Raw genomic sequence first — 13,562 nt, forward strand, 5'->3', positions numbered from 1 at the left:
GCTGGAAGAGATTGAAGCCCGAGATGTTGGTGAGGTTCGTGGCCGACCTGCACCAACTCCGCCGCGGACATAGGCACCGTTCGCATACCGGGCGGCATAGGCCGGGCTGAACGCCGGGATTGTCATGCTGCGAATACAGGTCGTAAGCGCATGCCATAGGTTACGTTCAGCGTATCGCTGATGCGCCACGCATCCATGATGCCGAAAGCAAAGCTGTTGTATTTGAAGTTGGCCGCGGCCTGGTTCGGATCGAACGAAGGAATGGACGTTGGCATAGGTTATCGAGCTGCCGGCCGGTTCTGGAAGTCGGCGATCGAGTCGAAGTAATAGTTGCCGGAGCTGTTCTGCAGGATAGGCGTTGAACACGCTGACCGCCGCCATCTCGCCGAAGATACGCAGGTCATGGTTGTTCATCGTCAGGCGCGTCTGGACCAGGCCGCCCCACGTTTTCGGTGCGCAGCTGGTTGGTCTGGCGAGAGTTGTCCGGCCCGAACGACACCACCGGATCAGTGCCGGTTTCCGAAGCGCTGCTCCGCTCGCAGCCGGTCGGCGAGACGGAGGCATTGAACGAGCTGACCACGCTGTTCGTGGGATTGGTTGCAGACACGGAATTTGCGCGAAGCCGCGGCCGAGCAGCGGCTCCTGGAATGCGGGTGTAGTTCTTGTAGAAGGCACGGACTTCGGTCGAGAAGGTGTCCGACCAGTCCGAATTCAACTGCGCCACGCCGGTGTGCAGGACGGTTGCCCTGGATATAGGCGTTCGAGGCCCAGGGCCAAGGCCCGGGCTGCCGGTGGTGATCGACGAAAACGTGTTGTTCAGCAGGTTGATGGCGTCGTTGGCGTAGGTGGTAGGTCAACGACAGCCGCTGTGTATCGGCCAGGTTGGCGTCGATGCGTGCGACGACGCGATCGTCCTTGTCGCCCAGTTCGCGCTGCACGCCCCCCGGTGTTGTAGCCGTACACGTTTCTGCGCGATCTGGCTGATTTTGTCGACCTTGTGCCTGCGTCAGGTTGGGGATCGTGATCCCCGCATTGTTGTCGCTCGGACCTTCGGGGATCGGACGACCGCCGCGCAGACGCTCGCCCGCAACCATGAAGAACAGGCTTGTCCTTGATGATCGGGCCGGACAGTTCGGCGCCGTAATTGTCGATTTTGAAGTTCGGGATGGTGGCGCGACCGGTGGTGATCCCGGGCCCCGGCTTGGTGCGGTCGCCGACCAGCTTGTCGCCGGTGTACGAGTAGAAGCCGGTGCCATGGAACTGATTGGTGCCCGACTTCAGGATGATGTTGATCGCGCCGCCCTGGAAGTTGCCTTCGCGGACATCATAGGGGGCGATCTTCGCCTGGAACTGGCCGATCGCATCGAGCGGAATCGGCGAACGACGGCTGGGAAGGCCATCGGTGTTCAGGCCGAAATTGTCGGTGATCGGCACGCCGTCGACCGAGAAGCGATTGTAGCGCGCATTCTGGCCCGCGAACGAGATGGCGCGACCGCCGGTCGGCGAATCGTCGAGGCGAGCGAACGGATCGCGACGCTCCAGATCGCGGATGTCACGGTTGATCGTCGCGACCTGCGCGATCTGCGCCGCGTTCAGGACGGTGGCCGGGCCCTGCGACACGGAGCGGGCGTTGGGCAGGCTTGCAGCCGTAACCACGATGTCGCCGCCGCCAGCGTTTTCCGTTGCCAGTTCGATCGGCAGGTCGAACGTTTGGGCGGCGGTCGTGCCGATGTCGGTGACCTGCGCGGTAGGATAGCCGGCTGCGGTGACGGACACCGTGTAAGGGCCGCCGGCGCGCAGACCGGTCGCGTTGAAGCCGCCGTTCGCGTCGGTCGTGGCCGTCGAGCGAGTGCCGGTGGATGCGTTCACGATCTCTACCGACGCACCTGCGACCGGCGCGCCATTGGCGGTCACGGTGCCGCGGATCGACGAGGTGGTTTCTTGCGCCATTGCGGCGGCCGGCATGACCAGCGCGACCGCAGCCACGCCTACGAACAGATTGTTTCGCATCGGAAAATGTCCCCTTTTGCCGCAGCGCGACCCGCGACGGTTTCGTCGTTGGGGCGCCGATGGCCGGAGTATGTGAAGGTTGCGTGACACTTACGAGTCGATTGCCGCGCCTTGGTAATAGTTTGCCGTGGCGTTGCATAAAAGCGACAGCAGCCTTGACCCGGTCAGGTCACCCGCGCGCGAACAGCCGCTTCCAGGCCGGCTTGGCGCTGCCCGATTGCAGCACGCCGCGGCGGAACAGCCGCGCACCGACCGTAATGAACACCGCCACCCACAGCAATTGCCAGGCCAGCGCCGCGAGATGCGGCCACCATCGCGCGTCCGACGCCGCGCGTCCGGCCATCGCAAACGGCGAGGAAAGCGGGAAAAATTCGGCGGCCGTCGCGAGGGCGCTGCCCGGGTGCGACACTGCGGAGGAGGCGAGGCCGAACATCGCGACCTGGATGATCGTGATCGGAAGCGACAGCATCTGGACTTCGCGCATCGTGCCGGCTTGGGCGCCAACCCCTAGAAAAACCGAGCCTAAAAGCAGGAAGGCGGTGGTGAAATAGGCGGCGAAGAGCAGGGCGAAGGGCATCAGGCCGATCGCCGGATGAAGCTGGGCGAGGTCGGCGCCGATGTCGCCGGGGAGCAGCGCGCCGATCTGGCCGAGCACCGTACCCCAGAATGTAACGAACAGCAGCGCAACGCCGTACATGCCGAGCAGCTTGCCGAGGAAAACGCTCTCCAGTGGGACGGCAGCGGCAAGGATTTCAATGACCTTGTTGTTGCGCTCCTCCGCCATCGTACCCACCACCTGACCGGAGAGGAACAGGGTCAGGAAGAAGATACCGAACACGGTAAGGAACGCCGCAGCGTTGCGATCGCCGAGTGTCGGGGCGGCGGTTTTGACGGGCTCCATCCGCACCGTCGGCGGGGCGGTGCCGGCACGTTCGATCAGCGCGGCCTGTCGCGCCACGACGGCAAGATAGCGCGCTTCGTTGCGGTTTCCGGCCGAAAATAGCACTCTCGGTTGCGCCAGCGTGCCGTATAAAACCGCGTTGACGTCGCCGCCGGGCGCATCGAGCATCGCACGGGACACAAGTTGCGCGTTCTTTTCGACCGAAGGGTGCAGCGTCAGCGGCGGGGGGGCCGCGTCACCGCGCATGAGCGGACGCAATTGCGCATCGGCGCTGCGCAGCGCCTTCGCCGATGCGGCGGGGAGCATGGCGACCAGCCGCGCCTTGTCGGTCGAGCCTTGCGTGACCGAGGCGGCGCTGAGCCCGCCGAGCACGCTCAGCGAGCCCATGATGGCCGGTGCGAACAGGAAGAGCAGGAAAATCGGCGTGAAGACCGTCGCGGTGAAATCGCGGCGGGCGATCGTCAGCGTCTGGCGGATCTGGCGACGCAGCGGGCTCATGCGTTCGACTCCGAGGCGGCTTGCCCGACGATCCGCACGAAGGCATCGTGCAGGCCGGGGCGTTCGATCGACAGGCCTTTGATGCCATAGCCGGCGTCGATCAGCCGGCGGAGCAGTCCCTCGATCCCTTCTTTGGGCAGCGCGAAACGCCAACCCTCTCCGTCAAGGCGGGCGGACGGCGGGAGCATCGCCGCGAGTTGCGGGTCGGCGTGGGTGGGCACGTAATGGACCTGTTGCGGAAGGAGCGCGCGTGCGTCGTCGACGGTGCCTTCGAAACGCCGCTTCCCGCCTGCGATCACCGCCAGCCGGTCGCACAGCCGCTGAGCGTGCTGCATGACATGGGTGGAGAAGAGGATCGTCGCGCCACGATCGCGCTCGGCGAGGATCAGCGCCTCCAGCCGTTCCTGATTGACGGGGTCGAGCCCCGAGAAGGGCTCGTCGAGGACCAGAAGGTCGGGGCGGTGAACGACCGCGCCGAGCAGCTGGACGAGCTGCGCCATCCCCTTCGACAGCTTGCGGATCTTCTCGTCGATCGCGTGGCCGAGGCCGGCGGCCTCCAGCAGCTCGGCGGCGCGGGCGCGGCCGGTCTGCCAGTCGAGCCCACGCAACGCGCCCATGAACGCGACCGCCTCGCGCGCCTTCATCGACGGATAGAGCCCGCGCTCCTCGGGCAGATAGCCGACCCGGTCGCCGACGTCGCGCGGATGTCCGCTGCCGAGCAACGTGCGCGTCCCCGCATCGGGTTCGATGATGCCGAGCGTCATGCGCAGCGTGGTCGTCTTGCCCGCGCCATTGGGGCCGAGGACGCCGTAGATCATGCCCGCCGGCACCGCGAGATCGACTCCGTCGACCACGTGCCGCTCGCCGTATCGTTTCACCAATCCGTCGGCGATGACGGCATAATCACTCGATGCCACGCGTGCGTTCCCCTTGTCGTCGGGGAGCGTAGCGGCGCGCGGAGCCGTCGCCAATCGCTATTGCCGGATCGTCCTGTGGCGTCGGGCCGTCATTGCGAGCGTAGCGAAGCAATCCAGAGCCGGATCAGGACGCCCTGGATTGCTTCGCCACGCTCGCAATAACGGGAGGGATATTCGACCTCACGTCATCATGGTCGAGCCGTTGAATGGCCCTTGCTCAGGCGGCGGCGCGGGCGCCGGCGTCGTCGTTGGCGGCCGGGGTGGTCAGGCCGCCGTCCTGCGCCAGCTTCGCGAAGGCACCACCCGCCGCGAGGAGTTCGTCGAAGCCGCCCTGTTCGACGATCCGACCCTGATCGAGCACGACGATCCGGTCCGCCGCGCGCACGGTGGAGAGGCGATGCGCGATGACGAAGGTCGTCCGGCCCTGTCGCAGTCGCTCGAGGCTTTCCTGAAGCCGCGCCTCGGTGGCGACGTCGAGCGCGCTGGTCGCTTCGTCGAGCAGCAGGATCGGCGCGTTCTTCAAAAGCGCGCGGGCGATCGCGATCCGTTGCCGCTCGCCGCCCGACAGCCCCGCGCCACGATCGCCGACGGCGGTGGCGAAGCCGTCCGGCTTGCGCATGATGAAGTCCCAGGCACCCGCGATGCGCGCGGCATCCTCGATCTGCTCCATGGTGGCGTCGGGATTGCCCATCGCGATATTCTCGGCGATCGAGCGGTTGAACAGGCCGGCCTCCTGGAACACCACGCCGGTCGCGGCGCGCAGCGAGGCGAGGGTGACGCCGCTGATGTCCTGACCGTCGACGAGGATGCGGCCCTTCTCGGGGTCCCATGCGCGCTGGAAGAGGCCGAGCGCGGTCGACTTGCCCGAGCCGGTCGGGCCGACGATCGCGACCGTCTCGCCGGGGGCGACCTCGAAGTTCAGGTCGTGGACCGCGCCCGAGCCGGTCGGGTAGCGGAACGAGACGTTCTCGAAGGTGACGCGCCCGTCGGCGATCGCGAGCGGCACCGCGTCGGCGGCTTCGGTGATGTGGCTCTGCTGGTCGAGCACCTCGAAGAACTGGCGGAGCGCGGGGAGGCGCTGGGCGACGTTGACGATGAAGCCGGTGACCGTTTCCAGCCGCGCGATCATCAGCGTCGCGAAGCCGACGAACGACACGACATCGCCGATCGTCGCCAGCCCGCGCGCGATCAGCGCCGCGCCGAAGCCGAACACCGAGACGATCGCGATCGACGAGGCGCCGCGCGTCAGCACCGCCGATACCGCCCACCAGTTGAGCACCGGATATTGCGCGTGGAGCAGATCGTGGAGCGAGCGGCGGACGTTGCCCATCTCGCCGGGCACCGCGAGGAAGCTCTGGAGCACGGTGACGTTGCCGAACAGGTCGCCGAGATTGCCCGAAATGTCGGTGAAGCGATCTTCGACGCGCGCCTGCCCGGTGGCGGTGTGGCGCATCACGATCAGGTTGACCGCCGTATAGACGAGCATCAGCACGACCAGCACCAGCCCGAGCCGCCAGTTGGTCATCATCGCGATCGGCAGCAGCAGCGCGAGGATGCCGATATTGGTGATCTGGTCGCGCAGCAGCGGCAGCCACAGGTTGAACAGCCCCTCGCAGCCCGAGATCATGATCCGCATCAGCCGGCCCGAGCGCGCCTGCGTGTGGAAGGCGGGGGGCAGGGCGAGCAGATGCTCGACATAGGTGGACATGGCGATCAGCCGGCGCCGGTGCGTCATGCGATCGGCGAGCAGCGCGATGACCACGCCGGCGGCGAAGACGGTGATGCTGATCGCGCACCACAGGCCGACGTAGCGCATCGGATTGGCGCCGGTGGTGAGGCCATTGACCGCCTTGCCGAACAGCAGCGGCTCGGCGACTTGCAGGAACGCGACCAGCGCGCCCGCGCCGAGCAGCGAGCCGGCCTTCAGGCGCTCCGGGCGGAGCAGCGCGAGCGCGCGGAGAACGACGTGCGGCGAGCGGGTGCGTTCGGCGGACAGGGGCATGGCCAACTCACGAATCGATAAGAGGATGTGGCGGCGCATCGGGTCGCCGTTGACGGCCGTCGTAAGGGAAGATGGTTAACGGGAGGTGTGGCGAGGGGGTGACGGCGACATAGTCACAGGTCAGCCGAACCTTCCGCTATCCTTCGTCATTGCGAGCGTAGCCAAGCAATCCAGGGCGTCCGGGTCCGGCCCTGGATTGCTTCGCTACGCTCGCAATGACGGTGAAGTTGCCGTCCTTCCACTTCCTGTGTCGGTCGAGCGGAGCGGATCAATGCTCGCGGAACGAGGACCAGAAGGCGCCGACCAGCGGCTCCAGCGCGTAATCGAGCGCGGTACGTTTGCGCAGCGGGATCAGCACCTGCGCGGGCATACCGGGACGCAGCTTGAACTGTTCGCCGCGGAACCTGGCGAGGACGTGCAGCTCTTCCGGCGGCACGGTGATCTCGGCGGTGAAGTAGCTGACGCCGGTCTTCTCGTCGGTGAAGCTGTCCGCCGACAGCCGCGTCATCGTGCCGTTCAGCGGCGGAATGTCGCGTTCGTGGAGGCTCGGGAACTTGACGGTGGTGTGCTGGCCGACCTTCAGGTCGTCGGCGTCGTCGGGCGAAATGCGCGCCTGGATGCGCAGCGGTGCCTGTTCGGGGACGATGTCCATCAGCTTCTGCCCCGGCTGGATCACGCCGCCGGGGGTGAAGACGGTCAGCCCGACCACCGCGCCGGTGGCGGGGGCGCGGATTTCGGTGCGCGCCAGTTGCTCGCGCGCGGCGCCCAGCTTCGGCAACAGCTCGCCAAGCCGGACCTCGACGTCGCGCAGATCGGCGGCGGTGCGTTCGGTGAAGGTGCGTTCGGCCTCCAGCCGCTGGATCTGGCTTTCGCGCGCGGCCTCGCGGGTCTGGGCGACGCTGGCGGAATATTGCCCGCGCTGGCCCTGCAACTCGGCGCGCATCCGCTCCAGCTCGCGCAGGCGGGTCTGCGAGACGAAGCCCTTGGCGGCGACCGGGCGCAGCGCGTCGAGCTGCGCGTCGAGCAGCTTCAATTGCTCCTGCGCGGAGACGACCTGCTCGCCATAGCCGCGGCCCTGTTCGTTTGACTGCGCCGCGCGCTGGCCGAGCGCGTCGCGCTGCGCGGTGAGCGTGGCGGTGCGGGCGTTGAGTTCGGTCTGCTGGAGGCGCATCGCGAGCGCCGCCTCGGCGCGGTCCTCGGCGTTGAGCGTCGCGAACTCGCGCGGGGCGGGGATGCGGGTCTGACCGAGCTGTTCGGCCTGGAGCCGCGCGCGCTGCGCGAGCAGGCGGATGGTTTGCGACGCGAGGGCGCGTTCGCTGGCGAGCACCTCCGGCGAGCCGAGGCGGATCAGCAATTGCCCCTGCTGGACGCGTTGGCCATCGCGGACGAAGATCTTGTCGACCACGCCGCCGTCGCGGTGCTGGACCGCCTGCCGCTGGCCGGAGACCGCGAGCACGCCTTCGGCATAGGCCGCCGCGTCCAGCCGCGCGAACGCGGCCCAGCCGAGGAACCCGATGAAGAACAGCGCCGCGACGATCAGGCCGTTGCGGATGTCGCTGCGCGGATCGGCGGGCAGGTGGACAGCGTCGTCGCCGGTCGCCGACAGCGGGGAAGGGGAAAGGGGCAGGGTGGCCATGGCTCAGGCGCTCGCGCTGGGGGCGGTGATCGTCGGGGGCGTGCCGGGGCTCGGCACCGCGCGCGGACGTTGCGGCGCGATCTTCGGCAGCACCTCGTCGCGCGGGCCGAACATCTCCACCCGGCCGCCGCGCATCACCAGCAGCTTGTCGACGACGGGCAGGATGCCGAGCTTGTGGCTGACCACGAGAATGGTGTGCCCGGCCTTCTTGTAATGGTCGATCGCCGCGAGCAGCGCGCTGTCGCCCTCGGCATCAAGGTGCGCGTTCGGTTCGTCGAGGATCAGCACCGCGGGATCGCCGAACATCGCGCGCGCCAGCGCGACGCGCTGTGCCTGACCCGCCGACAGGCCGCGCCCGCCGGGCTTCAGTTCGTGATCGAAGCCGCCCGGCAGCCGCTGGATCAGCTCGCGTGCGCGGGCACGCTCGGCGGCCTTGATCGCGGCGGCGTCGATCACGGCGGGGTCGTGCGCCAGTTCGGTGCGGAAGCGCGCGATATTCTCCTTCACCGTGCCCGCGAACAGCGACGGGTCCTGCGGGAGATAGCCGATATGTTCGGCGAGCAGTTCCGGGTCCCAGTCGGTGACGTCGGCGCCATCGATACGGACGCGGCCGCGGTCGGGGCGGATCGCGCCAGCGATGATCCGGGCGAGCGTCGACTTGCCCGCGCCGCTCGGGCCGACGATCGCGATCACCTCGCCAGCGGCGATCGGCAGCGAGACGTCGCTGATGATCGTGCCGTCGCGGGCATCGTTGAACAACGTGACGTTTTCGAGCCGCAGCGTACCCTTGGGGGCGGGAAGTTGGGTCACTGCGCCGGTGGTCTGAGTCTCGGTCAGCAGCTTGTCGAGCCGCAGGTAGCTGCCATGCGCCTGCGCGATGCCCTTCCAGCTACCGATCAGCAATTCGATCGGTGCGAGCGCGCGCGAGATCAGGAACGAGGCGGCGAAGATCGAGCCGCCCGAAATCTGGTTGTCGATCGCCAGCAACGCGCCCAGCCCGAGTGCGAGGCTTTGCAGCGCGAGCCGGACGAACTTGGTGGCGGTCATGTAATTGCCGCTGGTGAAGCCGGCGTGGGTCTGCAGCGCGAGCATCGCCTCGCGGTAGCGCAATTGCCGCGTGACCATCGCGCGGCGCATCCCCAGCGCGCGTACCGCCTCCGCTCCGCCCAGCATCGCTTCCTGGCTGGCGTAGCTGGTGGTGGCGGCGACCTGCGCGCGCTCCAGCGCGGTGCGGGTGCCCTTTTCGTTGCGCCACGCGATCACGGGCAGGATCGTGCCGCCGACCAGCGCGACGATCCCCAGCACCGGATGGACGAGGAAGCAGACCGCGATGTAGATCGGCGTCCAGGGCGCATCGAACAGCGCGAGCACGCCCGGCCCGCTGATCGTCTGGCGGACGTTGTCGAACTCGCGCAGCGCCTGCCGCGCGACCGGCTGATCGGGACGGCCGAGCGTGGCGTCGAGCAGGACGGGCGCGAGCGTGGCGTCGAGCCGGACCCCGGCGCGCACCAGCAACCGCGTGCGGACGCGGTCGAGCATCGACAGCGTGACGAGGGCGAACAGCAGCACCGCGGTCAGGAACCACAGGGTCAACCGACCATGCGTCGGCACCACCCGGTCATAGACCTGCAGCATGTAGAGCGTCGGCGCGATGTAGAGGATGTTGACCAGCGCGCTGAACCCGAACGCCGCCATGATGTGGCGGCGGCACAGCGAAAGCGCTGCCCGCATCGGGCCTTCGGTACCCGGATTCGTGGCAATCATCATGGAACCAACGCCTAGCATCACCGTTTCGTCAAAGCGACCGGGTACGTGCGGAGCGGGCCCATACTCCGGCTCGCCCCGCACGCGTGGTCGTCGTTTCCCCTTCCCACGGCGTACATCGCAGGAATGGTTAAAGAAATCGCTAGTGCCTGTGCGACGCGCGGCGTGGGCGAGGCCAAGCCTGCCGATCGACGACTAACCCGGATCGAACTTTCCCCAGCGAATCGCCCCTGTCGCCCACACCACTTTGCCGAACACTATTGCTAGTCAGTCGCAATCGCTGATATGGCGGCGCTCGTTCGACGGCAGGGGAAGGTGGCGAATGCTGATGCAGCGGGTGGGTGCGCCGATGACGCCGGCACCGCGAGCGCGCCGTGTCCGGCGGGCCGCGGTGGCGATGGCGGTGCGTTGCCTCACTGCCTTGCTCGGCGGCTACGCACTGACGGCGGTCGTTGCCACGCTCGTCGCCCGGCTGCTGCCGATCGCGCGGGTCGAGGCCACGGTCTGGGGGATGATCCCCGGATTCCTCTTCTACGCCGTCGTCGGGCTATGGAGCTTCCATGAGCCGAAGCTGAGTCGCGTCGCCGGCTGGATCTGGGGCGGGACGATCGCCGCCGGGCTGGCGCTGTGGTGGCTGGGCGTGCGGCCATGACACGATCGCTGCGGCAATCGATGGCGTGGATCCACGGCTGGCTCGGCCTGCTCGCCGGCTGGATCCTGTTCGCAATGTTCCTGACCGGCACCGCCAGCTATTTCCGGCCGGAGATCACGCGCTGGATGCAGCCCGAACTGCCGATGAACCGCACGTCGGGCGCCATTGCCGCCCAGACCGCGATCGCGCATCTGTCGCAAGGCGGCATCAGGGACCAGCAATGGTTCATCCAGCTCCCCGACGACCGCGACGTCGTCACCCGCGTTTTCGCCACGCCGAAACCTCCGGCCGAGAAGGACAAAGCCGCCAAGGTACGCCAGCGGCCGGCGGAGCAGGTGCTCGATCCCGCAACCGGCGCGCCGATCCACGCGCGCGACACGCGCGGCGGCGAGCATTTCTATCGCTTCCACTTCCAGCTTCAGCTTCCATTCCCCTGGGGCCGGTGGCTGGCGGGGATCTGCGCGATGTTCATGCTCGGCGCGATCATCTCAGGCGTGGTGACGCACAAGCGGATCTTCGCCGATTTCTTCACGCTGCGTTGGAACAAGGGACAGCGGAGCTGGCTGGACGCACACAACGTCTCGGCGGTGCTGGCGCTGCCCTTTCATGCGGTCATCACCTATACCGGGCTGATGACGCTGGTGCTGATGTACCTGCCGTATCCGATCGCGATCAACTACAAGCATCCGCTGGACTTCGGCCGCGCGGCCTATGGCCTGCCCGGCGACGTGACGGCGACCGGTCGCCGGGTGCCGCTGGTGCCGATCGCGCCGCTGGTGCGTGATGCGGAGGCGCGGCTGCGCACGCCCGTCTCGCGCGTGATGGTGCAGCATCCCGGCGACGCCGCCGCGATCGTCGCGATCACCGGCGCGCCGATGTCGAGCCTGAACGCGCGCGCGGGAACCGTCGTCTATTCGGGGACCACCGGCGCGTTGCTTCAGCCGCCGAGTGGGGCTGGCCCGGCGGTGTCGACGGTCGGGGTGATGCTGGGCCTGCACCTCGCGCATTTTGCGGCGCCGGCGCTGCGCTGGGTGCTGTTCCTGCTGGGGCTGACCGGGGCGGCGATGGTCGGCACCGGGCTGCTGCTGTGGACCGCCGCGCGGCGCAAGCCCGGTGCAGCGCCGTTCTTCGGGTTGCGCCTGGTGGAGCGGCTGAACATCGCGACCATCGCCGGGCTGCCATTGGCGATGGGGTCGTATCTGCTGGCCAATCGCCTGATCCCGGCCGGCATGGCAGGACGTGCCGACGCGGAAGTGGCGACGATGTTCTACGTGTGGGGTGGTGTCGCGCTGCTCCAGTTGCTGCGCCCGGCGAAGCAGGCGTGGGGGATGCTCTTCGCGGCCGGCGCGGCCGTCTATGTGGCAATTCCGGTTGCCAATGCGCTGACCACGTCGCGCGGATTGGCGGCGTCGTGGCGCGCTGGTGACGGTCTGTTCATGGGTTTCGATCTAGCGATGCTGGCGATCGCGGCGCTGCTGGGCGTCGCGGCATGGCGCGCGAGCCGTCCACGGACGGTGCGCGTGGCGCGGCGGAGCAGGGAGGTGGTGCATGTGTGAGGGTGTGTTGCTCTGCGCGCTGGCATTCGTGCTGCTGGCGGCGTCGTCGTACAAGTTCCGGCGCGAAGCCGGCGTGTCGGGCGAGCGGGCGGTGCGCGCGTTGCGCGGTGCCGCGGCGGCGGTGATCGCGCTGGCGCTGATCCGCGTCGGCACGCCGATGGACGGCGAGCGCTGGGTACGGCTGCTGACCTGTGCGTCGATCGCGGCGGTCGCCGTGGTGCTGGCGCTGTCTGTAAAGCCCGGCGCGGTCTTCTATCCGGTGCGCCGGGCGTTGCGCCGCTCCTGAGCGAAAGCGACGCCGCGCGCGGGACGTCCGGTCAGGAGGTGGCGCCCGAACGAAGCGAGGCGGGCTCGCCCTCTTCGAGCGCGCCCAGTTCGCCGGCCGCCCGCGCCTTGCGCCCATAGACCGCTTCGAACAACGGTGAGGCCATCAGCGTCGTCGCGATCGCCATCAGGACGAGCATCGAGAACAGCGCCGGCCCGATGATGCCGCGCGCCAGCCCGATGTTGATGATGATGAGTTCCATCAGCCCGCGCGCGTTCATCAGCGCGCCGACGCCCAGCGCGGTGGCATTGTCCTGACCGGTCAGCCGCGCCGCGGCCCAGCACGCGCCGCCCTTGGCCAGCACGGAGGCGGCGAGCACGACCAACGTCACGCCGAGCAGTGCGGGGTCGGCGACCAGCGCCAGTTGCGTGTTGAGCCCGGAAAAGGTGAAGAAACACGGGAGCAGCAGCAGGACCGTCATCGGCTCCAGCTGCCGCTTCAGTCCTTCGGCAAAGGCGCCGCGTGGCATCGCCACGCCCAGCAGGAAGCCGCCGAATACCGCGTGCATCCCCACCGCATCCATCGCGAAGGCAGCGAGCAGGAAGAGCATCAGCGCGATCCCGGTTTCGGTCTGGCCGATCGCGCCAGTGCGTTCGGCACGACGGCCGAGCGGGCGCAGGAGCCGGGGACCGATGCCGAGCACCAGCAAGGCGAAGACCGCCGCGCCACCGATCGCTTTCACCGCGACGCCCGGCCCATCGCCGAAGGTGGCGAGCACCACCGCCAGCACCGTCCAGGCGCCGGCGTCGTCGATCGCGCCCGATGACAGGGACAGCGTGCCCAATGGCGTGTTCGACAGTCCGCGCTCGTGGATGATCCGCGCCAGCATCGGAAAGGCGGTGATCGCGATACAGGCGCCGGTGAACAGCACCGCCTGTGTGGCGGTCACGCCCGGCCCGAACAGGCCGGGGATCGTGCGCAGCCACGGTGCGATCGCGACGGCGAGCAGGAACGGCGCGATCATCCCCGACAAGGAGACGGCGGTGGCGCTGCGCGCGTTGCTGCGGAAATGGTCGGCGCGGAAGCCGAGCCCCACGATGAACATGTAGAGCCCGACGCCGAGTTGCGCGACGGCGTAGAGCAGGCCGCGCGTGTCCTTAGGGAAGAGCATCGCCTGCCATTCGGGGGCGAGCAGCCCGAGCAGCGACGGCCCGAGCAGCACGCCGGCGATCATCTCGCCGACGACCTGCGGCTGTCCCAGATAGCGTTTCGCCAACCAGCCGACCGCGCGCGAAACCGCCACGATCGCGAACAACTGCATGAAGAAAAGGACGCTGAGCTGCGCCGGTGCCATCACGAAT

Annotated in this window: 12 protein-coding genes; 3 read left to right on the forward strand and 9 right to left on the reverse strand. The window is 68.1% G+C overall.

The window, feature by feature from the left end; translation table 11 throughout:
• From PGN16_RS05410 to PGN16_RS05445, 8 genes are all read right to left on the reverse strand, one after another.
• The coding region (locus tag PGN16_RS05410; protein ID WP_335308396.1) for a hypothetical protein at positions 1-414 on the reverse strand (414 nt) is incomplete at its 3' end.
• Positions 401-724, reverse strand: coding sequence for a hypothetical protein (locus PGN16_RS05415; protein WP_335308397.1), 324 nt, complete (start codon positions 722-724; stop codon positions 401-403). The genes PGN16_RS05415 and PGN16_RS05410, both read right to left, overlap by 14 nt.
• 92 nt (positions 725-816) lie before the next feature.
• Positions 817-2,010, reverse strand: coding sequence for a TonB-dependent receptor (locus PGN16_RS05420; protein WP_335308398.1), 1,194 nt, complete (start codon positions 2,008-2,010; stop codon positions 817-819).
• A 169-nt stretch (positions 2,011-2,179) separates the two neighbouring features.
• The gene (locus PGN16_RS05425; protein ID WP_335308399.1) at positions 2,180-3,409 is read right to left on the reverse strand and encodes an ABC transporter permease; all 1,230 of its coding nucleotides are present in this window, start codon (positions 3,407-3,409) and stop codon (positions 2,180-2,182) included.
• Positions 3,406-4,326 (reverse strand): ABC transporter ATP-binding protein, encoded by a 921-nt coding sequence (locus PGN16_RS05430; protein ID WP_335308400.1) that lies wholly within the window; start codon positions 4,324-4,326, stop codon positions 3,406-3,408. The genes PGN16_RS05425 and PGN16_RS05430 overlap by 4 nt, the downstream gene beginning before the upstream one ends.
• Before the next feature lie 217 nt (positions 4,327-4,543).
• Positions 4,544-6,328 (reverse strand): ATP-binding cassette domain-containing protein, encoded by a 1,785-nt coding sequence (locus PGN16_RS05435; protein WP_335308401.1) that lies wholly within the window; start codon positions 6,326-6,328, stop codon positions 4,544-4,546.
• A 268-nt stretch (positions 6,329-6,596) separates the two neighbouring features.
• The gene (locus tag PGN16_RS05440) at positions 6,597-7,964 is read right to left on the reverse strand and encodes an HlyD family type I secretion periplasmic adaptor subunit (protein ID WP_335308402.1); all 1,368 of its coding nucleotides are present in this window, start codon (positions 7,962-7,964) and stop codon (positions 6,597-6,599) included.
• 3 nt (positions 7,965-7,967) lie between these two features.
• Positions 7,968-9,695 (reverse strand): type I secretion system permease/ATPase, encoded by a 1,728-nt coding sequence (locus PGN16_RS05445; protein ID WP_335308403.1) that lies wholly within the window; start codon positions 9,693-9,695, stop codon positions 7,968-7,970.
• A 355-nt stretch (positions 9,696-10,050) separates the two neighbouring features.
• On the opposite strand from PGN16_RS05445, the gene PGN16_RS05450 reads away from it, so the two are divergent.
• From PGN16_RS05450 to PGN16_RS05460, 3 genes are read left to right on the forward strand one after another with little or no spacing between them, the layout of a single operon-like run.
• Complete coding sequence (locus PGN16_RS05450) at positions 10,051-10,380, forward strand: hypothetical protein (protein ID WP_335308404.1); 330 nt, start codon at positions 10,051-10,053, stop codon at positions 10,378-10,380.
• Between the two features lie 20 nt (positions 10,381-10,400).
• Entirely contained in the window at positions 10,401-11,936 is a 1,536-nt protein-coding gene (locus PGN16_RS05455; protein ID WP_335308405.1) for a PepSY-associated TM helix domain-containing protein, read from the forward strand.
• Positions 11,929-12,222, forward strand: a complete 294-nt coding sequence (locus tag PGN16_RS05460; RefSeq protein ID WP_335308406.1) for a hypothetical protein — start codon at positions 11,929-11,931, stop codon at positions 12,220-12,222. Before PGN16_RS05455 ends, PGN16_RS05460 begins: the two co-directional genes overlap by 8 nt.
• A 31-nt stretch (positions 12,223-12,253) precedes the next feature.
• On the opposite strand, the gene PGN16_RS05465 is transcribed toward PGN16_RS05460, so the two are convergent.
• Positions 12,254-13,555, reverse strand: a complete 1,302-nt coding sequence (locus tag PGN16_RS05465; RefSeq protein WP_335308407.1) for a cation:proton antiporter — start codon at positions 13,553-13,555, stop codon at positions 12,254-12,256.
• Positions 13,556-13,562: the final 7 nt, after the last annotated feature.

Origin of the sequence: Sphingomonas phyllosphaerae (assembly GCF_036946485.1) — a bacterium.
In the GTDB taxonomy this organism is placed as follows: Bacteria; Pseudomonadota; Alphaproteobacteria; order Sphingomonadales; family Sphingomonadaceae; genus Sphingomonas; species Sphingomonas phyllosphaerae_E.

Coding starts and splice junctions, on each gene's coding strand:
- PGN16_RS05465 (WP_335308407.1), bottom strand. CDS start 13,555: ATGGCACCGGCGCAGCTCAGCGTCCTTTTCTTCATGCAGTTGTTCGCG.
- PGN16_RS05440 (WP_335308402.1), bottom strand. CDS start 7,964: ATGGCCACCCTGCCCCTTTCCCCTTCCCCGCTGTCGGCGACCGGCGAC.
- PGN16_RS05455 (WP_335308405.1), top strand. CDS start 10,401: ATGGCGTGGATCCACGGCTGGCTCGGCCTGCTCGCCGGCTGGATCCTG.
- PGN16_RS05435 (WP_335308401.1), bottom strand. CDS start 6,328: ATGCCCCTGTCCGCCGAACGCACCCGCTCGCCGCACGTCGTTCTCCGC.
- PGN16_RS05425 (WP_335308399.1), bottom strand. CDS start 3,409: ATGAGCCCGCTGCGTCGCCAGATCCGCCAGACGCTGACGATCGCCCGC.
- PGN16_RS05460 (WP_335308406.1), top strand. CDS start 11,929: ATGTGTGAGGGTGTGTTGCTCTGCGCGCTGGCATTCGTGCTGCTGGCG.
- PGN16_RS05450 (WP_335308404.1), top strand. CDS start 10,051: ATGCTGATGCAGCGGGTGGGTGCGCCGATGACGCCGGCACCGCGAGCG.
- PGN16_RS05420 (WP_335308398.1), bottom strand. CDS start 2,010: ATGCGAAACAATCTGTTCGTAGGCGTGGCTGCGGTCGCGCTGGTCATG.
- PGN16_RS05445 (WP_335308403.1), bottom strand. CDS start 9,695: ATGCGGGCAGCGCTTTCGCTGTGCCGCCGCCACATCATGGCGGCGTTC.